Raw genomic sequence first — 17,714 nt, 5'->3', positions numbered from 1 at the left:
TCCGGAGGTCGCACATGACAACGTCATGCTTACACTCATGCTCCCAGCTCCTGGAGCTTGTTCGAACACCGCAAATAGAAAAGTAGGTACGGGTCGGCGATGTCGAGCACGTCCTCTTGCCATGACAGTGGGCTAGCTGCCGGTTGAATCTCATTTGCGATGATAGCCATCTGCTCCAGTGCCGAATTGATGCTAGATCCAACTGGAGCATCGACAGTGCAAACCGCACGCACACGATCAAGGATGTTGTCGTATGTGAAAGCCAATCCCGTGGGATTTTGCTTTAGGCCTAACAGTATCGCTCTATATACATCTCCGTTTGTTCCATCGATTAAAGAGTGGATTTTTCTCTCTGTTCCCCGAGTCTTTGCTCCTTGGTGTAGAGCACTTAACATCTTTGCAAAATTTGTGAATGCAGAGGTTCGCCGTAATGTTTCTGATTGGACGCCCGGGGAGACATCAAATCGTTCGTGCTTGTCCAATTTTGATCGAATGTTTAGAGAATAGCAGAGATTAAGGCAGATGCTTTGCATTAACTGAGGAGAGCCGGCGGCCTCTGTCGCGAACGTACGCTCGATCTCAGGCGAAAGGTCGATGTTTAGTTCGTGGAAGCCTCGACGCGAAATCAGCGCAAGTTCATTTTGAGACCAGTATCCAATATCAAGCGCTGCAACACGCCCACGAAGCTCTGGGTTACTTCTAACAACGTCATCTGATCGATGTGGAACGGAGGCCGTGAATATCTTAATGCCTCTCTCCGCAGCAGACTTTAGCTGCTTTCCAACTTCTTCCTGAATTTCTGGGCGAATATAGTGAAAATCGTCGATAAAGACAACGTAGTCACTTCCGGCAATCTCACGCGCGACCTGCTCCAGACCGGAGCGTCCAAAAGTCTTGCCTGTTTCCTTCTCGCGGGAATGAGTTCCGGAAAGCTGGGCCTTCGCTTCGAAGTCAGCGATAAACGGTAGCTTGATTCCACCTGACCCTTCGACCTCGCCTCCGACTTCAAAGCCCTTGGTGGTGCTACTCGTTGTCTCGCTCGGCGCTCCCATCCAATTCAGGACGCGATCCCAGATGTTATCGCCGCTCTCAATACCGGAGCCTGAGATAGTTATAAGCGACTCCTCATTGACAACCTTCTTGATTAGAACCGTCTTTCCTGATTTTGAGGGGCCCGAAACGGAAACAATAACATTCGGTATCTTATAATAATCAGAAAGCGTCTGCTGAAGTTGATGCTCTGCTCGGTCAACATATGTAATCGTCGGCGTATCATTTGGCGTGAAGACCTTCTCGACGTTCATAATTCCCCCCGTTGCCAACTGCATTTTTTCGCGCGAGTAAGACCTCCCCGCGCTCGTGAATTAGCTCACCGCCGCTTGGAATTCGAAACGGCCATTCTGACGGTGTGCGACTTGATAGTCTTCGATCTGAAAGCCAGGGCAAGCCAATGAATAACCCAGAATGATTTCGTCGTCGGGGGTCATCCAAGAAGGATAAAGAAATCCGGCAGATTTGATCTCGATCCGTGATTCTCGAAATACCGGAAAGTCGCGCGGCGCGCAGAACTCTCGCTTGAAGCGGTGTACCTCTTGGCCTGAAGGAAGCGTCTGCTTTTTAGCCAGGAAGTCTTGCCAGTCGACGAACTGCTCCTTTGCAAGCCGCGCATCGACGAAAATTGAGAGGCTTACATATAGCGCTGGAACTGACGACCGGTTGCCGATGTGACAGGCAATCTGAAGCCCCTCGCGGCCATTGTTCATTAGCCCCGGATGCGCGATGCCTAAGCTGAAGCGGCAATACAGCTGAGGATCTTGAAGGCGCCGCATCGCCTCCCTGACCTCGTAATCGTACATGGGCACGGATTCGCGCTCGTGGCGTCGATAGTAGCGCTTATCCGAAGCCTGGTGCGGAGCACGGGTGATCGCTCGAGGAGCGGCGACGACGAAAGCCAAGCCGCTGCCAGGCGCGGGGATTTCTCTGATACGCAGTCCTTCGATCCTAGGGCTGACGTTCTGATCGAGAACTTGGCCGATCCAGTCCGCGTTTATCGAACGGTCAGCTGGCGGGGCCCAGCTCGTCGCGTTGCCGGCGCCGTCCTCATCGATCCCATAAATGATCTGGCCGCCATCGGAGTTTGCCATAGCGGAGACATCCTTCGCCATCTCGCGCTTCTTGCCATCCGACTTGGCCAGGGCGTCGCCGCGCTTGAAGTCCAGATGCAGGCTCTCGCCTATTCCGCCGTCGATCACGGCCTGAAGGTCGGCTGTCGTCTCAAGCTTCAGCATAATTCCCCTCGCGCTCGACACCCGTCACAGGATCACCTCGCGCCGCGGCCGCATCGCGATCTCCTCCTCGTCGAACTCGCCGCCAGGCAGTGCGTCGAAGGCTCGGTCCAGCATGCGGATGTCATAGACCCGCCGGCGGTCGATCTCCTTCGGCTTCGGCATACGGCCGTCCGCGGTCATCTCGAGGAACTTGGTGACGGACACACCGATGTAGTCGGCCGACTCCGCGAGCGACAGACCGCGGCGTGGCGTAGGCCGGCGCTGAGCGTCATCGGGATGAAGAAGCGGTTCGCCCTTGCGTGTCATTGGATTGCTCGCTCCTGCGGTCAGCGAGGCGGCGCCTGGCGCGGCTTTTCGCTACTCGTTTGCCAGGACATAGCGCAGGCCCCGTCCGGACAGCAGCACGACTGCGCAGAGAATGGACCCGCCGACGAGATCGTCGACGTAGCCATACCTACCCATCATTGCCTGTGCAGCAACCACGACGCCAAGGGTCGCCATGCCTCCCGTGAAGGCCAGCGCACCCCACCAGCACACTCGCCCGATCCGAACGAGATACGTGCTCTCTTTCATCATACGCCCCCATCCCCGGCGCCATGATGCACGAGGGCGGAGGGCAGGCAAGCAGCGCAGCTTCAGGAACCGCCTGCCGGCTCATGTGGTTACCAGCGGCGATGGAGGAGCCGCCTTGCCTAGCTACAAGATCACCACCGACGTCGACGGGGACGTGCAGGAGGAAATAAACGACTTCCCCAGCCAGAAGGCTGCTACCGACGATATTCAGATCGGGCTCGCGGATGCGCTGCGCGAGAAAATGCCCGACGGTTCGCATGTGGCCTTCGCCGGGACAGTCGCGGACATGAACGGGCGGCTGCTTTATCGAATGTCGATCGAGTTTCGAGCGCAGAACGCCGAGGAAATAGCTGAGGAAAGCCGGCTCGCAGACGAGGCCGCAGCGCAGATCTTGACCGGGCTCGGCAAGTGGGTCGATCCGGCCTAGGACGCGCTCTATCGCCTCAGCGGGTTGAGCGAGCTGCTCCCGGCGGCTACGGTTCGGGATGACCGATCACCCAGACATCAAGCGTTCGCCCCTCAGCCAGAGCTTCACGGCCGATGGCATCACCGTGCAGATCGAGATCTATCAACTCGATGGAACCGAAGGCTGGACGCTTGAGCTCGTTGACGCGGAGGGAGGCTCAATCGTCTGGCAAGAGCAGTTCGCAACAGACGCAGCGGCCTTCGCCGATTTCACTGAAGGGCTGGAAGAGCTGGGCCTGGCGAAGCTCATCGAGCCAGACGACGACGATCTCGCTACGGTCCACTGAAGCGGGCCGTCCTTCGGCGGTCAGAGCGTGGGCTTATGCTCCCTCAGGCTCGGGAGCGCGCCGCTTGGGACGGCGCCGCGCTCGATCGGCCTCCTTCTGTGCCTTCGCCTTCTCTCGGGCTGCAGCCTTCGCTGAGAGGGTGTCCAAATGGCGCTGGTGGAAGTCGATCACCTCGAATTCGAACGGGGGCGCTGCTTTCACCGACGATCGCAGCGGCTTCGGTTGAGGCGCGATGATCCTGCGCCGCTGCAGGAAGGCTTGCACCTCCTGCTGATCAAAGCGCCAGGATGGTCTCCCATGGGTGCCGACATTGATCCCCACGATCGCGCCCTCCTTCATCAGGTTGCGGATATGGCGCTGCGACACGGAGAGATGCTCCGCGAGTTGCCCCATCGTCAGCAACTTGCCGGTCATTCGCCACTCTCGTACTGGTGCTGCGGGGCTATCGTCGGGCCTCAGGACCCACTGCGACTATCGGCAGGTGCCTGTAGGCAAATTTTCAGCCGCTTCCGTCGCTTCGTCGAACGTCTCGAAAGGCCCCGCGACGTCGCGATCATGGTTGGAAACATTGAAGGGGCCATTTTCAATCCGGAAGATCCAATAGCCATTCACGACCCACTTCTCGACCTTCGGCCTCTCGTCGCCCATTCCTGCCTCCATAGCCGCCGCTGCGCCCGCAGCAGCACTAGCTTCACCCGAAGCGCGCGGATCGTCCAGAGCAGCCGCTGTAGCCGCCAGAGCCCGGCGAAGGCCTCACACCAGGTTGCCATCGGTCCCTCAACCGACAATGTGCACAAGCCGCGGCTTTGCCGGTGGCAAATAGACCCCATGCCGAGATAGCCGGTAGCCTGCCTTACCGAGCAGCTCATGTGTGACGCAGCCGCGCTCGGCCATGAGGCGCTCGAGCTCAGCCTGTGCTGCCTTCCGAGTCCTGGGCAAGCCGGTCGCGGCCGCCGAGTCGGTGCTCGTCGTCATGTTGCGCCTCTCGATCCGTTAAGGTTAAGTACGCATATAACGTGCGACTTCGCTCGATGTATGTCAACATAAAAAGTGCAACTAGGGACCGTACCATGCTGACTGCAGCACAATGCCGTGCCGCCCGGGCTATGCTCGATTGGTCGCGTGAGCGACTGGCGGAGGCTTCGAAAGTCAGTTTGCGGACGATCGTGGATTTCGAACGCGGCGCGCGCCAGCCACGGGAGATCACCTTGGGGGCGCTCCGCACCGCGTTGGAAGCGGTGGGCGTTGATTTTATCGCCGAAGGTGAAGCATGCCGCGCGGGTGGGGCAGGGGTGAGGATCAAGATATGAAATGGAATCTTATCCGACAGGCGATTGTCGGCGCGTTGCCGGTGATGGGCTTAGCGGCATGCTCGACTGTTCCAGAGGGAACGCCTGGTCTCGTCCGGCAAGTCGATGTCGACTATGCGAAGTTCGGAGCATGCGCCTTCGACGCACTCGATAGGGTTTGGCCGAACCAGATCCGGATGGTTGATCTTCGAGGAACGGAGACAATACGCCTATTCATGGAGGTGACGACCAACGGGCCGCTGGGGGTGTTAACAGTTCGCCAAATTGAGGTGACCGTAAGAAAGAGCGGCGAAAATCGGTCGACCGTCGCCGTCGGAACGCGAGCCTTGACCAGTGAAGAACAGGCTTGGTCCAGAGTTTCGCACTGCGCAATGTCCGGATGATTTTGGCTCCGGCAGAGCGGTTTTCTCGTGTTCCCACTGTGACCCTAACGAAAAAACCGCCCTGCGAGGGGCGGTTCTTTTCGATGCAAAATCAAGCGTTTAGGCCAATCGGCCTCACTTGATCTTGGTTTCCTTGAACTCGACGTGCTTGCGCGCGACGGGGTCGTACTTCTTCTTCGACATCTTCTCCGTCATCGTGCGCGAGTTCTTCTTCGTCACGTAGAAGAAGCCGGTGTCGGCGGTCGAAAGCAGCTTGATCTTGATGGTCACGGCCTTGGCCATGGGGATATCCTCGAACCATGCGGGGCGGTGAGGCCCACGGGAAATGATAATGGCCGGGCAGACCCGGCAAACCGTCGGGCGTCGGAATGCCGTAAAGGCCGGCCGAAGTCAAGGTGAAAGCCGCGGCGGGAGCGATTTCGCGCCGCGGCCGCCCTTACAGCTCCTCGCGCACGAAGCTGCCGTTCTTCTCCCAGAAGAACGGAACGGGCAGATAGGGCGCGAATCCACCTTCGATACGGGCCTCGACCTCCTGTATGATCACCTGTGTGATGGTTGGCAGGTCGAGCAGCTTGGCTTCCTCGAAATCGACCCAGACGAGGTCGATCAGCTCCGAATCGGGGCCGACGACGTTCTCGATGCGCTTCGCCACGGCCGAGGCGTCGATCGTGAAGAAACGGGTGTCGAAGCGCTTCGGCCGCCGCGGCGGCGTGATGGCGCGGGCGACGAAGGAGACGGCTCCTAAATCGGGGAAGACGCCCTGGCCGGCGAAGTCGCTCCAGCTGCCGGCCGGCGGGCGCTCGGGCGCGCCGAATTCGGCCGAGCCGAAGAGCAGGCCGGTCTCCTCGAAGGTCTCGCGGATCGCCGCCAGCGCCAGCGCCCGGGCCTTGGAGGAGGTCGGCCGCACCGTGCGCTTGCAGAGCCTGCCCTCGCAGATTTGCGCAAGCGCGCCCGTCGCCGCCATGTGCCGGTCGCCCGGATCGACGCGGCCGCCGGGGAACACGTATTTCCCGGGCATGAACTTGTGGCCGGGGTGGCGCTTGCCCATCAGGATGCGTGGGCTCGCGCCGCTGCGATCGAGAATCATCATCGTCGCGGCATCCTTGGGGCGGATATTGCTCGCGACGCGGATGCGCTCGGCCTGGGTGAGGGTAACCGCATGGTCGTTCATGATTGCTGGACCGGTGCTGGCAGGGGTTGGCGCTCGGGCGAGGGCGGCTCTCCGCCGAAGCCGTGCATCCGCACGGCCCATTGCAGGCCGATGACGCCGCCCTTCACGGGTTGCATCAGCACGAGCGAGAGGATCACGGTCAGCGCGGGCCAGAGCAGCATCTGCAGCCCCATCGACCAGTCGCTGTATTTTTCCGCCAGCAGCACGCCGCCCACCACGATATGGCCGACGATGGTGATGACGACATAGGGCGGCAGGTCGTCGGCGCGCTGGTGGTGGAGCGGCTCGCCGCAGGCGGCACAGGCATCGACCGGTTTCAGGAAGCCGCGGAACAGCCAGCCCTTGCCGCAGGCGGGGCAGCGGCAGCGCAGGCCGTTGCCGATCGCCCTGCGCCAATCGCGTGCCGCGGGAGCGCCGGCGGAACTGTGGATCTGAACTGCCATCACCGCCTCTTGCCGGATTTCGGCTTGCCCGATTTGCCGCGCCCTGGCTTGGCGGGCGCCGGACTGCGGCTTGCGCCGAAGGTGGAGCCGGAGCGGCCACGCCCGGGAGATGGGAAGCGGCCCCGCCGCCCGCCGGGACCCGGCATGCCCTGGCGTCCTTCCGAGAGCAGCTCGAAGCGCAGCGCGCCCGCGACGGGCGCCGCCTCGACCAGCTTGACATGGACCCGGTCACCGAGCCGGAAGCTCTCGCCGGTGCGCTCGCCGATCAGGGCATGCGCCGCCTCGTCATATCGATAGTAATCCGCACCCAGGGTCGAGGCGGGGACGAAGCCGTCGGCGCCCGTGCCGTCGAGCTTGACGAAGAGGCCGGCGCGATTGACCCCGCCGATGCGTCCGTCGAAGGAAGCGCCGATCTGGTCGGCGAGGAAATGCGCGATCAGCCGGTCCGTGGTCTCGCGCTCGGCCGCCATGGCGCGTCGCTCGGCCGCCGAGATGCGCGTCGCGACCTCGCGCAGCGCTTCCAGTGTCGTGCCCTTCGCCAGCCCGTCATCGCCCAGCTTCAGGGCTGTGATCAGCGCCCGATGCACGATCAGGTCGGCATAGCGACGGATCGGCGAGGTGAAATGCGCGTAGCGGCGTAAGTTCAGCCCGAAATGCCCGTAATTCTCGGCGACATACTCGGCCTGCGCCTGGGTCCGCAAAACCACTTCGTTCATCAGGGTCTCGTTCTCCGAGCCCTTGATCATCTTGAGGATGCGGTTGAACAGCACCGGCCGCAGCGCGGCATCCTTCGGCAGTTTGATACCGATCGAGGCCAGAACCTCGCCAAGAGCCCGCATCTTCTCAAGCGAGGGCTCGTCATGGCAGCGATAGATCAGCTGGCTGCCGGCCTTCTCCAGCGTCTCGGCGGCGGCGACGTTGGCGAGGATCATGAACTCCTCGATCAGCCGGTGCGCTGCCAGCCGCTCGGGGACGATGACACGATCGACCGAACCGTCCGGCTTCAGCACGAGCTTGCGCTCCGGCAGGTCGAGATCCAGCGGTTGGCGCGCGTCGCGGGCTCGCGCCGCGACGCCATAGGCCGCCCAGAGCGGCATCAGGATCGATTCGCGGACCGGGCCGGCCTTGTCGTCCGGCTTGCCGTCGATCGCGTCCTGCGCTTGGCTGTAGGAGAGCTTTGCGGCCGAACGCATGAGGATGCGGTGGAAGGAATGGCTCTTCTTCGAGCCGTCGGCCTTGAGCACGAGCCGGACCGCCAGCGCCGGCCGGTCCTCGCCCTCGCGCAGCGAGCACAGGTCGTTCGAGATGCGCTCGGGCAGCATCGGCACGACGCCATCGGGGAAATAGACCGAATTGCCGCGCTCCAGCGCCTCGCGGTCCAGCGCCGAGCCCGGGCGGACATAAGCGGCGACATCGGCGATCGCGACGGTGACGATATGGCCACCGGGATTGTCGGGGGCGTCGTCCGGCGCGGCATGGACCGCGTCGTCATGGTCCTTGGCGTCGGCCGGGTCGATGGTGACCAGCGGCAAGGCGCGCCAATCCTCGCGTCCTTGGAGGTTCGCCAGTGGCGCGTCATCCGCCTCCTTCAGCGCTGCCGGCGGGAATTCGTGCGGAATGCCATGCGCGTGGATCGCGATCAGGCTGACCGCGCGCTCGGACTTGATCGAGCCCAGCCGCTCGCGCACCTGCGCCTCGGGCGGACCGAAGCGGCTTTCACGGCGCATGCTGACCGAGACCAGGTCGCCGTCCTCGGCCTCGCCGGTGCGGCCCTTGGGGATCAGCGCCTCGCGACCCTGCGCCTTCTTGTCGATAGGCACAAGCCGCCCGGAACCGTCGGGCAGGGCGCGGAAGATGCCGAGCACCTGCGCCTTGCCCTTGCCCATCACCTTCAGGACGCGGCCGGAATAGGCGAAGCCCTCGACGCCCTTGAGCCGTGTCAGCTTCAGCAGGACCTGATCACCGGGGCCGGGCGCCGGTGCCGCTGCCTTATGCGTGCGGCGGCCCTCGCGCGGACGCTCGATCAGGATGCGCGGCGCCGGCCCCTGCTCGGCCTCGTCCCATTCCAGCGGCGCGGCGGTCAGGTCGCCATCGCGGTCCTTGCCCTTGATCTCGGACAGCAGGACAGGCGGCAGCGCCCCGCGCGGATGCACCGGCCGCGCGACGCCGTCACCGCCGGTCTCGCCTTCTTCCTCCAGATCCTTGAGAAGGCGCTTCAGCCAGATCTTGCCGCCGCCCGAAAGGCCGAAGGCCTTCGCGATCTCGCGCCGGCCGACCTCGCGGCCGGCCTCGCGCTCGGACTCGATGAAATTGAGTATCGCCTCGCGGCTGGGTTCAGGCACGGACAACGCGGTTGCTCTCGGAGAGGCTGGAATTCTGGATCATGCCCCTGATGTGGCATGCGCACTGCCGAGATACCAGAAGCGCCGCCGAATGCATGTCCCGCAACGAAAGAAGGGCCACCCTTTCGGGCAGCCCTTCCATTGTCGAACCGCAGCCCCGGTAACCGGGCCTGAAGGTTCAAAAGCTCACGCGGAACAAGACCTCAAGATCGAGAGAGACCCGCTCCACCCGCTCTGAACCAGCGGTTGATGACAATGAGACACTGGATCACCTCCTTTCAGTTGTTACCGACAGGGTCAGGCTAGGGTGATTCTTGGCATCGGGTAAATGTCAAAAAATGCGCTGTCCTCCACTACCGGAATCTAAGCCGGCAAGGCGGAACTGTGCCCATCGGGCAGGCTGCGCATTCAGTAGGCAGAAGTTCTGCCTATGGAATGAGCAATTTCACTTTCTATTGCAATATTTTGCGTTCCGAGCCGCCTCTTCCGCAGGAAATGTCGCTTCATCGCGCTGTGCGGCAGAGATTTGCGGGCTTCCCATGCGCTGCTCCTGCGGTTGGCACATGCTTTGCGAACCATCCCATCCGGGCCGGGGAGGCCCGCCGACGCCCGGACAGGGCGCGGCCAACCGGGGAAGGTTCGGGAGTTGTCCGTGAACACCACATGTCGCGTTATTCTGGGCGCCGCGCTCGCGGGCGCCACCATGCTCGGATCGTATCTGCCTGCCGCCGCGCAGGAGACGATCAAGGTCGGCATCCTTCACTCGCTCTCGGGCACCATGGCGATCTCCGAGACGACCCTGAAGGACGTCATGCTCATGCTCATCGAGGAGCAGAACAAGAAGGGCGGCGTCCTCGGCAAGAAGCTCGAGGCGGTCGTGGTCGACCCCGCCTCGAACTGGCCGCTCTTCGCCGAGAAGGCGCGCGAGCTGATCACCAAGGACAAGGTCGCGGCCGTCTTCGGCTGTTGGACCTCGGTCTCGCGCAAATCTGTGCTGCCCGTCTTCAAGGAATTGAATTCGATCCTGTTCTACCCCGTCCAGTACGAGGGCGAGGAGAGCGAGCGCAACGTCTTCTACACCGGCGCCGCGCCGAACCAGCAGGCCATTCCGGCGGTCGACTATCTCGCCAAGGAGGAGAAGGTCCAGCGCTGGGTGCTCGCCGGCACCGACTATGTCTATCCGCGCACGACCAACAAGATCCTCGAGGCCTATCTGCTGTCCAAGGGCGTCGCCAAGGAAGACATCCTGATCAACTACACGCCGTTCGGCCATTCCGACTGGCAGACGATCGTCTCCGACATCAAGAAGTTCGGCACCGCGGGCAAGAAGACAGCCGTGGTCTCGACCATCAACGGCGACGCCAACGTGCCGTTCTACAAGGAGCTTGGCAACCAGGGCATCAAGGCGACCGACATTCCTGTTGTCGCCTTCTCGGTCGGCGAGGAGGAGCTTGCCGGCATCGACACCAAGCCGCTGGTCGGCCATCTCGCCGCATGGAACTACTTCCAGTCGGTCAAGACGCCTGAGAACGACGCCTTCATCAAGCAGTGGAAGGCCTTCAAGAAGAACGACAAGGCCGTCACCAACGATCCGATGGAGGCCCATGTCATCGGCTTCGCCATGTGGGTGAAGGCGGTCGAGAAGGCCAAGAGCTTCGAGCCGGACAAGGTCATCGACGCGCTGCCCGGCATCGAGGCGCCGAACCTGACCGGCGGCATCTCCAAGATGCTCCCGAACCACCACATCACCAAGCCCGTCCTGATCGGCGAGATCAAGGCCGACGGCCAGTTCGACGTGGTCTCCAAGACCGGCCTCGTCGCGGGTGACGCCTGGTCGAAGGAACTCGATGGTTCGAAGGATCTGGTCGGCGACTGGGTCGAAAAGAAGTGCGGCAACTTCAACGTCAAGACCGGCAAGTGCGGCGGCGCTTAAGGGGTTGAGGGGGAGGGACGGCACGGGCCCATAGAGCGCGGCCGTCCTTCACATTGCGACTGCGCCCTCGGCCATGCGCCGGGGGCGCGGCGACCACCGCGGCAGGGCGAAGTCCCGAAACCGAAGCGGATCCATGCGAATTCTGTCCAGCCTTCTGCGCCTGATCGCGCTCGCGACGTTGCTCGCGCTCCAGCCGAGCGTATCGGCGGGGCAGACCGCCGACGAGGCCTTCACCAGGCTCGGTGCCGACAGCTTTTCCGATACCAACCGTGCCATCGAGCTTCTGATCGCGAACGCCCATCCGCAGGCCGCGACGATCATCGAGGCTTTGGCCGATGGCCGGCTGCTGGCCGGGGGCGAGGCCGTGGTCGTGAAGACCGCGGACGGCAAATGGCTCGACGCCCGGACGGGCGCGGCTCTTCCGGCCGAGCCCACCGGGCTCAGTCCGGTACGGCTCAACAACGGCGTTCGCCGCAACATTCAGGCGGCCCTCGGCGGCCTCGGCCTGCTCAATCCCGACGCCGGCAAGCGCATCGCTGCCGCCGAGGCAGTCTTCAAGTCACGCGACGCCTCGCTGCTGCCGGTCCTCGAGAGCGCCATCGCCAAGGAAACCGACGCCCGCGCCAGGACGGCGCTGCGCCAGGCGCAGGCCGCGATCCTCATCGCCAAACCCGATGCCGTGGCGCTAGACAAGATCGCCGCCATCGACGTGCTGAGCGAGCGCGGCGACCAGGATGCGCTGGCGACGCTGCGATCGCTGCCGGCGGATTCCTCGCAGGAGCTGAAGGAGGCGCAAACCCGCGCCATCTCCGCCATCGAAGGCAAGCTCGCATTGTGGCGCGCCGGCCAGAACCTCTGGTACGGCCTCTCGCTCGGCTCGGTGCTGCTGCTGGCGGCGATCGGCCTCGCGATCACCTTCGGCGTCATGGGCGTCATCAACATGGCCCATGGCGAGATGGTGATGATCGGCGCCTACACCACCTTCATCGTGCAGGAGGTCATCCGCACCAGCGCGCCCGGCCTGTTCGACTATTCCCTGATGATCGCGGTGCCGCTCGCCTTCGCGGTCGCGGGGCTGGTCGGCATCGCCATCGAGCGCGGCGTGATCCGATTTCTCTATGGCCGCCCGCTCGAGACGCTGCTCGCGACCTGGGGCATCAGCCTGATCCTGCAGCAGGCGGTCCGGACCGCCTTCGGCCCGACCAATCGCGAGGTCGGCGCGCCGAACTTCATGTCGGGTGCCTTCGAACTCGGTGGTTTAGCGATTACCTATAACCGACTCTGGATCATCGTCTTTGCGGCCTTGGTCTTCGCGACGCTGCTGGCGATCCTGAAGCTCACGCCGATTGGCCTCCAGATGCGCGCAGTGACGCAGAATCGGCGCATGGCCGCGGCGATGGGCATCCGCACCGGCCGCGTCGATGCGCTGACCTTCGGGCTGGGCTCCGGTGTCGCGGGGCTCGCCGGTGTCGCGCTCTCGCAGATCGACAATGTCAGCCCCAATCTCGGCCAGAGCTACATCATCGACTCGTTCATGGTCGTGGTCTTCGGCGGCGTCGGCAATCTCTGGGGCACGCTGGTCGCCGCGATGACGCTCGGCGTCGCCAACAAACTACTCGAGCCCTATGCCGGCGCGGTTCTCGGCAAGATCGCGCTGCTGGTCTTCATCATCCTGTTCATCCAGAAGCGCCCGCGCGGCTTGTTCGCGCTCAAGGGCAGGGCGGTGGAAGCATGATCACGCGCTTCCTCCTCCAGGACATGGACAAGCGCGGCGGCGTGTTCCTCGTCGTCGTGGCCGCGATCGCGATCCTCGTGCCGCTGCTCAACCTGCTGCTGCCGGCAGGCTCGCCCTTCCATGTGCCGACCTCGACCATGTCGCTCTGGGGCAAGTATCTCTGCTACGCCCTGCTCGCGATTTCGCTCGACCTCGTCTGGGGCTATTGCGGCATCCTCTCGCTCGGCCACGGCGCCTTCTTCGCGCTCGGCGGCTATGCGATGGGCATGTATCTTATGCGCCAGATCGGCTCGCGCGGGACTTATGGCAACCCGGTTCTGCCTGATTTCATGGTGTTCCTGAATTGGCAGGAGCTGCCCTGGTACTGGTGGGGCTTCTCGTCCTTCCCCTTCGCCATGCTGATGGTGCTGCTGGCGCCCGGCCTTCTTGCCTTCGTCTTCGGCTGGTTCGCGTTCCGCAGCAGAGTCACCGGCGTCTATCTCTCGATCATCACCCAGGCGCTGACCTACGCGCTGCTGCTCGCCTTCTTCCGCAACGACATGGGTTTCGGCGGCAATAACGGCCTGACCGATTTCAAGGACATCCTCGGCTTCAACGTCCAGGCGCAAGCGACTCGTGCTGCTCTGTTTTTCGCGACCTGCGTCATGCTGATCGCCGGCTTTCTGGTGGCCCGCAGCATCGTCGTCTCGAAGCTCGGCAAGGTCGTGATCGCGATCCGCGATGCCGAGTCCCGCACGCGCTTCCTCGGCTACCGGGTCGACCGGTTCAAGCTCTTTGTGTTCACCGTTTCAGCCTGCATGGCGGGGGTGGCGGGCGCGCTCTATGTGCCGCAGGTCGGCATCATCAACCCCAGCGAATTCGCACCCGCCAACTCGATCGAGACGGTGATCTGGGTGGCTGTCGGCGGGCGCGGCACACTGGTTGGAGCTGCGCTCGGCGCGGTCGTCGTCAACTACGCCAAGACGGTGTTCACCTCGGGCTTCATGGCGCCTTACTGGCTCTTCGCGCTCGGCGCGCTCTTCGTCTTCGTAACGCTCTTCATGCCCAAGGGCATTCTGGGAACGGCGCAGCAGCTCTGGGAGAAGCGCCGCAAGCCCGCGCCTGTCGCAGCCCCCGAACCGGCCCCGGCGGAGTGACGGCGATGAACGCTTCCGTGCCCGGCCAGCTCACCTCCTCGCTACTCTATCTCGACGGTGTCAGCGTCACCTTCGACGGTTTCAAGGCCATCCGCGGCCTGTCTTTGACCATCGAGCCGGGCGAGATGCGCGCGATCATCGGCCCCAACGGCGCCGGCAAGACAACGATGATGGACATCATCACCGGCAAGACCAAGCCCGATGTCGGCACGGTGATGTTCGGCGGCTCGATCGATCTGACCAGGCTCGACGAGGCCGCGATCGCCAATCTCGGCATAGGCCGCAAGTTCCAGAAGCCGACGGTCTTCGACTTCCACACCATCGAGGACAATATCCTGCTGGCGCTGAAGGCGCCGCGTTCGGTGGCCAAGACCCTGTTCTGGAAGACGGCGGCCGCTCAAGCGAAGCGCATCGACGACATCCTCGGCATCATCAAGCTGGGCGATGCGCGAGACCGGGTCGCCGGCTCGCTCTCGCACGGCCAGAAGCAGTGGCTCGAGATCGGCATGCTGCTGGCGCAGGACCCCAAGCTCCTGCTGGTCGACGAGCCCGCCGCCGGCATGACCGACGGCGAGACCGCGCAGACCGCGATCCTCCTCAAGGACATCGCCAGGGATCATTCGGTGATCGTCGTCGAGCACGACATGGGCTTCATCCGCGAACTCGGAGTGAAGGTCACGGTGCTGCATGAGGGGGCGGTGCTGGCCGAAGGCCCGCTCGACCAGGTCAGCGCCAATGAGCGCGTCGTCGAAGTCTATCTGGGGCGGTGAGCGATGACACTCTTGGAACATGCCGTCATTGCGAGCACAGCGAAGCAATCCAGGGGGACGTCGAGCGCGGCCGCGTCTGGATTGCTTCGTCGCTTCGCTCCTCGCAATGACGGGCAGTGCAGGACCAGTTCATGCTGAGCGTCGACGCCATCGATCTCCATTACGGCGCAGCCCAGGCGCTGCGCCGGGTCTCGATCACGGCCGAGCCCGGCAAGGTCACCTGCGTGATGGGCCGCAACGGCGTCGGCAAGACCTCGCTGATGCGCGCCATCGTCGGCCAGCAGCCGATCAGCGGGGGCAGCATCTCGTTCGGCGGGCAGGACATCTCGACGCTGCGCACGGAGGATCGCGCCCGTGCGGGGATCGGCTTCGTGCCGCAGGGGCGCGAGGTCTTCCCGCTGCTGACGGTGAAGGAAAACCTCGAGACCGGCTACGCGCCCTTGCCCCGCAAGGAGCGCTACGTGCCGGCCGAACTGTTCGACCTGTTCCCCGTGCTCAAGTCCATGCTGGGCCGACGCGGCGGAGACCTCTCGGGTGGCCAGCAGCAGCAGCTCGCGATCGCGCGGGCGCTGGTCACCCGACCCAAATTGCTGGTGCTCGACGAGCCGACAGAGGGCATCCAGCCCTCGATCATCAAGGATATCGGCCGCGCCATCGACTATCTGCGCCAGAAGGGCGACATGGCGATCGTCCTCGTCGAGCAGTATTTCGATTTCGCCCAGGAACTCGCCGACACGATGTTCGTGATGGACCGCGGCGAGGTGGTGCTGTCGGGGCCGATGCAGGACCTCGACGCCAGGCAGGTGCAACGGCTGATCCAGGTTTGAGGCTGGAGTTGCTTCAGCCGCCGCTCCAGCCGAAGCGCTCGTCCAACTTGGTGAGCTGGCTGCCGAAGCCCTGCGCGGTCATCCTGGTCCAGTGCGGATCAGGATGAGGGTGGAGCGAGACGGTCATCCGCGCCTTGCCCTCCGCCGTGCCGAAACTGACGTCGATCAGGCTCTGATAGACCCCCGAGCCGGGAACGAAGTCGATCACATGGACGAGGGTCAGCCGCTCATGCGGCTCGAACTCCGAATACATTCCACGCGTGCGGTGGGTGAGCGGCTGCCCCATGCGCTTCATCGCCGCGATTGCCTCCGGCGCGTCGGCGATCATCTCGTAGTCGAGCGCCCCGCCGCGGCGCGCTTCGAGAGCTTTGACCTCGACCCGGAACCCAACTGGTCCCCACCAGGATTCGAAGCCGTCCTTCGTCGTCCACAGCGCCCAGAGGTCCTCGACCCTGGCGTCGTAGCTGCGCTCGATCACGACCGGGGCCTGTTCCGAGGCTCCGGTCGCCGCACTGATGCCATTCATTCGCTTTCCTCCTTCGAGGCGGCCTTGCCGCCCTTGCCTTGTGGCTCGATCGCGTTGGCGAAGCGGTCGAGCCGCTCTTCCCACAGCCGGCGATAATCCTCGAGCCATCCGTCGATCGCCCGAAACGGCTCCGGCCGCAGGGTGTAGAGGCGGCGCTGGCCCTCCGGTCGCACCGAGACAAAGCCGGACTCGTGGAGAATCCGCAGATGCCGCGAGACGCCCGACTGGTGGATGCCCGCCTGCCGCACGATATCGTTCACCTGCTGTTCGCCGCCCCGCAGCGTCGCCACGATTCGGCGTCGTGTGGGGTCAGCGAGCGCTTCGAATGCATCAATATTCATCATGATGAATATGCATATTGGCGCATATATCTCCTGTCAACCGGCTCGTTCGGGCTGCTACGGTGATCGATCGCTCCGGAGGGCACCGAATGCGCAATGGCTGCATTCTCGCGGCTTGTCGTTACACTGGTGAGGATGCGAGAACCCCCGTCAACGACTTGGCGGGATCATCCGTCGGCTAAGCGGGAGATGCGCCAATGCAACTCGGAGTGATCGGCCTCGGCCGGATGGGCGGCAATATCGTCCGCCGCCTCATGCGCGCCGGCCATGAATGCGTGGTCTATGACCGCGACCCGAAACCGGGGCAGACGCTCGCCGCCGATGGCGCGATCGTCGCCAGCGATCTCAAGAACCTGGTCGGCAAGCTCAAGGCGCCCTGCGCGATCTGGGTCATGCTGCCGGCAGGCAAGATCACCGAGTCGACTCTCACGGAGCTGGCGGGGCTTCTGGCCCCCGGCGACACGTTGATCGATGGCGGCAACGCCTTCTGGAAGGACGATGTCCGCCGCGGCCGGGAACTCGCCGCGAAGGGCCTGCATTACATGGATGTCGGCACCTCCGGTGGCGTCCATGGGCTGGATCGCGGCTACTGTCTGATGATCGGCGGCGACAAGCAGGCCTTCGACCGGCTGGAGCCGATCTTTAAGGCGCTGGCGCCGGGCAAGGGCTCGATCGAGCCGACCAGGCATCGCGAGGGACGCAACCCGACGAGCGAAGAGGGCTACCTGCATTGCGGGCCGGTCGGCTCCGGCCATTTCGTCAAGATGGTTCATAACGGCATCGAGTACGGGATGATGCAGGCCTTCGCCGAGGGCTTCGACCTGCTGCGCAATGCCTCCGCCAAGGAGGGGCTGCCGCCGGAATACGGATTCGAGTTCGACACCGCCGAGATCTCCGAAGTCTGGCGGCGTGGCTCGGTCGTGACCTCCTGGCTGCTGGACCTTTCCGCCGAGGCGCTGGCGGCCGACGAGAACCTCTCCTCCTATTCCGGCAATGTCTCGGATTCGGGCGAGGGCCGCTGGACCGTGGATGCGGCCGTCGAAACCGCAACCCCGGCCGAGGTGCTGACCTCTGCGCTGTTCGCGCGCTTCCGCTCTCGCGTCGACCATACCTTCGGTGAGAAGGTGCTGTCCGCGATGCGCGCCGGTTTCGGCGGGCACGTCGAGCCGAAGAAGCACGGTTGA

21 protein-coding genes are annotated in these 17,714 nt (G+C 63.5%); 9 read left to right on the top strand and 12 right to left on the bottom strand.

The features are described 5' to 3' along the window. Positions 1 to 35 precede the first annotated feature (35 nt). The 4 genes from ASE63_RS27145 to ASE63_RS08950 are packed head-to-tail and all read right to left on the bottom strand — an operon-like array spanning position 36 to position 2,864. Positions 36 to 1,304, bottom strand: a complete 1,269-nt coding sequence (locus ASE63_RS27145; RefSeq protein WP_156410266.1) for a hypothetical protein — start codon at positions 1,302 to 1,304, stop codon at positions 36 to 38. Between the two features lie 60 nt (positions 1,305 to 1,364). Then, a complete protein-coding gene (locus ASE63_RS08960; protein WP_056799817.1) occupies positions 1,365 to 2,288 on the bottom strand; it encodes an ATP-binding protein in 924 nt (307 codons plus the stop codon). Positions 2,289 to 2,312: 24 nt separating this feature from the next. Then, complete coding sequence (locus ASE63_RS08955) at positions 2,313 to 2,594, bottom strand: hypothetical protein (RefSeq protein WP_056799813.1); 282 nt, start codon at positions 2,592 to 2,594, stop codon at positions 2,313 to 2,315. Between the two features lie 51 nt (positions 2,595 to 2,645). Then, positions 2,646 to 2,864 carry a hypothetical protein gene (locus ASE63_RS08950; protein WP_056799808.1) on the bottom strand — a complete coding sequence of 73 codons (219 nt, stop codon included), beginning with the start codon at positions 2,862 to 2,864 and terminating at the stop codon, positions 2,646 to 2,648. 112 nt (positions 2,865 to 2,976) lie between these two features. Between ASE63_RS08950 and ASE63_RS08945 the strand changes: the two genes are divergently transcribed. Then, on the top strand, positions 2,977 to 3,288 hold the full coding sequence (locus ASE63_RS08945; protein WP_056799805.1) for a hypothetical protein: 312 nt from the start codon (positions 2,977 to 2,979) through the stop codon (positions 3,286 to 3,288). Positions 3,289 to 3,346: 58 nt separating this feature from the next. Then, complete coding sequence (locus tag ASE63_RS08940) at positions 3,347 to 3,613, top strand: hypothetical protein (RefSeq protein WP_056799803.1); 267 nt, start codon at positions 3,347 to 3,349, stop codon at positions 3,611 to 3,613. A gap of 33 nt (positions 3,614 to 3,646) precedes the next feature. Here the strand turns inward: ASE63_RS08940 and ASE63_RS08935 are convergent, their stop codons facing one another. Next, on the bottom strand, positions 3,647 to 4,027 hold the full coding sequence (locus tag ASE63_RS08935; protein WP_056799800.1) for a helix-turn-helix domain-containing protein: 381 nt from the start codon (positions 4,025 to 4,027) through the stop codon (positions 3,647 to 3,649). 57 nt (positions 4,028 to 4,084) lie between these two features. Next, positions 4,085 to 4,261, bottom strand: coding sequence for a hypothetical protein (locus ASE63_RS27140; protein ID WP_156410265.1), 177 nt, complete (start codon positions 4,259 to 4,261; stop codon positions 4,085 to 4,087). A gap of 422 nt (positions 4,262 to 4,683) precedes the next feature. Between ASE63_RS27140 and ASE63_RS08930 the strand changes: the two genes are divergently transcribed. Continuing rightward, complete coding sequence (locus ASE63_RS08930) at positions 4,684 to 4,923, top strand: helix-turn-helix transcriptional regulator (RefSeq protein WP_082609779.1); 240 nt, start codon at positions 4,684 to 4,686, stop codon at positions 4,921 to 4,923. A 497-nt stretch (positions 4,924 to 5,420) separates the two neighbouring features. Here ASE63_RS08930 and rpmG read toward each other — a convergent pair whose 3' ends face one another. The 4 genes from rpmG to rnr form a co-directional block, all read right to left on the bottom strand. Continuing rightward, positions 5,421 to 5,588, bottom strand: coding sequence for a 50S ribosomal protein L33 (gene rpmG / locus ASE63_RS08925; RefSeq protein ID WP_038367996.1), 168 nt, complete (start codon positions 5,586 to 5,588; stop codon positions 5,421 to 5,423). Positions 5,589 to 5,742: 154 nt separating this feature from the next. Further along, entirely contained in the window at positions 5,743 to 6,477 is a 735-nt protein-coding gene (locus ASE63_RS08920; RefSeq protein WP_056799794.1) for an NUDIX hydrolase, read from the bottom strand. Further along, entirely contained in the window at positions 6,474 to 6,920 is a 447-nt protein-coding gene (locus ASE63_RS08915) for a DUF983 domain-containing protein (protein ID WP_056799791.1), read from the bottom strand. The genes ASE63_RS08920 and ASE63_RS08915 overlap by 4 nt, the downstream gene beginning before the upstream one ends. Further along, positions 6,920 to 9,295 carry a ribonuclease R gene (gene rnr, locus ASE63_RS08910; protein WP_056799788.1) on the bottom strand — a complete coding sequence of 792 codons (2,376 nt, stop codon included), beginning with the start codon at positions 9,293 to 9,295 and terminating at the stop codon, positions 6,920 to 6,922. The genes ASE63_RS08915 and rnr overlap by 1 nt, the downstream gene beginning before the upstream one ends. A gap of 670 nt (positions 9,296 to 9,965) precedes the next feature. On the opposite strand from rnr, the gene urtA reads away from it, so the two are divergent. From urtA to urtE, 5 genes are all read left to right on the top strand, one after another. Beyond that, positions 9,966 to 11,195 (top strand): urea ABC transporter substrate-binding protein, encoded by a 1,230-nt coding sequence (gene urtA / locus ASE63_RS08905; protein ID WP_244491351.1) that lies wholly within the window; start codon positions 9,966 to 9,968, stop codon positions 11,193 to 11,195. 133 nt (positions 11,196 to 11,328) lie between these two features. Beyond that, on the top strand, positions 11,329 to 12,930 hold the full coding sequence (gene urtB, locus ASE63_RS08900) for an urea ABC transporter permease subunit UrtB (RefSeq protein WP_056799785.1): 1,602 nt from the start codon (positions 11,329 to 11,331) through the stop codon (positions 12,928 to 12,930). Next, positions 12,927 to 14,066, top strand: coding sequence for an urea ABC transporter permease subunit UrtC (gene urtC / locus ASE63_RS08895; protein WP_056799783.1), 1,140 nt, complete (start codon positions 12,927 to 12,929; stop codon positions 14,064 to 14,066). Before urtB ends, urtC begins: the two co-directional genes overlap by 4 nt. A 5-nt stretch (positions 14,067 to 14,071) precedes the next feature. Then, a complete protein-coding gene (urtD, locus tag ASE63_RS08890; RefSeq protein ID WP_056799780.1) occupies positions 14,072 to 14,836 on the top strand; it encodes an urea ABC transporter ATP-binding protein UrtD in 765 nt (254 codons plus the stop codon). 131 nt (positions 14,837 to 14,967) lie between these two features. Next, a complete protein-coding gene (urtE, locus tag ASE63_RS08885) occupies positions 14,968 to 15,663 on the top strand; it encodes an urea ABC transporter ATP-binding subunit UrtE (RefSeq protein WP_056800098.1) in 696 nt (231 codons plus the stop codon). A 13-nt stretch (positions 15,664 to 15,676) separates the two neighbouring features. Here the strand turns inward: urtE and ASE63_RS08880 are convergent, their stop codons facing one another. Together ASE63_RS08880 and ASE63_RS08875 are read right to left on the bottom strand one after the other, a co-directional pair. Further along, complete coding sequence (locus ASE63_RS08880; RefSeq protein WP_056799778.1) at positions 15,677 to 16,189, bottom strand: SRPBCC domain-containing protein; 513 nt, start codon at positions 16,187 to 16,189, stop codon at positions 15,677 to 15,679. Then, entirely contained in the window at positions 16,186 to 16,530 is a 345-nt protein-coding gene (locus ASE63_RS08875; RefSeq protein WP_056800094.1) for a metalloregulator ArsR/SmtB family transcription factor, read from the bottom strand. Before ASE63_RS08875 ends, ASE63_RS08880 begins: the two co-directional genes overlap by 4 nt. Before the next feature lie 197 nt (positions 16,531 to 16,727). Between ASE63_RS08875 and gnd the strand changes: the two genes are divergently transcribed. Continuing rightward, positions 16,728 to 17,714, top strand: coding sequence for a phosphogluconate dehydrogenase (NAD(+)-dependent, decarboxylating) (gnd, locus tag ASE63_RS08870; protein ID WP_056799776.1), 987 nt, complete (start codon positions 16,728 to 16,730; stop codon positions 17,712 to 17,714).

The organism is Allobosea sp. Root381 (assembly GCF_001429395.1).
In the GTDB taxonomy this organism is placed as follows: Bacteria; Pseudomonadota; Alphaproteobacteria; order Rhizobiales; family Beijerinckiaceae; genus Allobosea.
Note: the sequence above shows the minus strand (reverse complement) of the source record. Positions and strands in the feature narration are given on the sequence as shown.

Bases quoted from the DNA above. Each gene is read 5' to 3' on its own strand.
- ASE63_RS27145 (WP_156410266.1), bottom strand. From the start codon at position 1,304: ATGAACGTCGAGAAGGTCTTCACGCCAAATGATACGCCGACGATTACA.
- ASE63_RS08960 (WP_056799817.1), bottom strand. From the start codon at position 2,288: ATGCTGAAGCTTGAGACGACAGCCGACCTTCAGGCCGTGATCGACGGC.
- ASE63_RS08955 (WP_056799813.1), bottom strand. From the start codon at position 2,594: ATGACACGCAAGGGCGAACCGCTTCTTCATCCCGATGACGCTCAGCGC.
- ASE63_RS08950 (WP_056799808.1), bottom strand. From the start codon at position 2,864: ATGATGAAAGAGAGCACGTATCTCGTTCGGATCGGGCGAGTGTGCTGG.
- ASE63_RS08940 (WP_056799803.1), top strand. From the start codon at position 3,347: ATGACCGATCACCCAGACATCAAGCGTTCGCCCCTCAGCCAGAGCTTC.
- ASE63_RS08935 (WP_056799800.1), bottom strand. From the start codon at position 4,027: ATGACCGGCAAGTTGCTGACGATGGGGCAACTCGCGGAGCATCTCTCC.
- ASE63_RS27140 (WP_156410265.1), bottom strand. From the start codon at position 4,261: ATGGGCGACGAGAGGCCGAAGGTCGAGAAGTGGGTCGTGAATGGCTAT.
- ASE63_RS08930 (WP_082609779.1), top strand. From the start codon at position 4,684: ATGCTGACTGCAGCACAATGCCGTGCCGCCCGGGCTATGCTCGATTGG.
- rpmG (WP_038367996.1), bottom strand. From the start codon at position 5,588: ATGGCCAAGGCCGTGACCATCAAGATCAAGCTGCTTTCGACCGCCGAC.
- ASE63_RS08920 (WP_056799794.1), bottom strand. From the start codon at position 6,477: ATGAACGACCATGCGGTTACCCTCACCCAGGCCGAGCGCATCCGCGTC.
- ASE63_RS08915 (WP_056799791.1), bottom strand. From the start codon at position 6,920: ATGGCAGTTCAGATCCACAGTTCCGCCGGCGCTCCCGCGGCACGCGAT.
- urtA (WP_244491351.1), top strand. From the start codon at position 9,966: ATGCTCGGATCGTATCTGCCTGCCGCCGCGCAGGAGACGATCAAGGTC.
- urtB (WP_056799785.1), top strand. From the start codon at position 11,329: ATGCGAATTCTGTCCAGCCTTCTGCGCCTGATCGCGCTCGCGACGTTG.
- urtC (WP_056799783.1), top strand. From the start codon at position 12,927: ATGATCACGCGCTTCCTCCTCCAGGACATGGACAAGCGCGGCGGCGTG.
- urtD (WP_056799780.1), top strand. From the start codon at position 14,072: ATGAACGCTTCCGTGCCCGGCCAGCTCACCTCCTCGCTACTCTATCTC.
- urtE (WP_056800098.1), top strand. From the start codon at position 14,968: ATGCTGAGCGTCGACGCCATCGATCTCCATTACGGCGCAGCCCAGGCG.
- ASE63_RS08880 (WP_056799778.1), bottom strand. From the start codon at position 16,189: ATGAATGGCATCAGTGCGGCGACCGGAGCCTCGGAACAGGCCCCGGTC.
- ASE63_RS08875 (WP_056800094.1), bottom strand. From the start codon at position 16,530: ATGAATATTGATGCATTCGAAGCGCTCGCTGACCCCACACGACGCCGA.
- gnd (WP_056799776.1), top strand. From the start codon at position 16,728: ATGCAACTCGGAGTGATCGGCCTCGGCCGGATGGGCGGCAATATCGTC.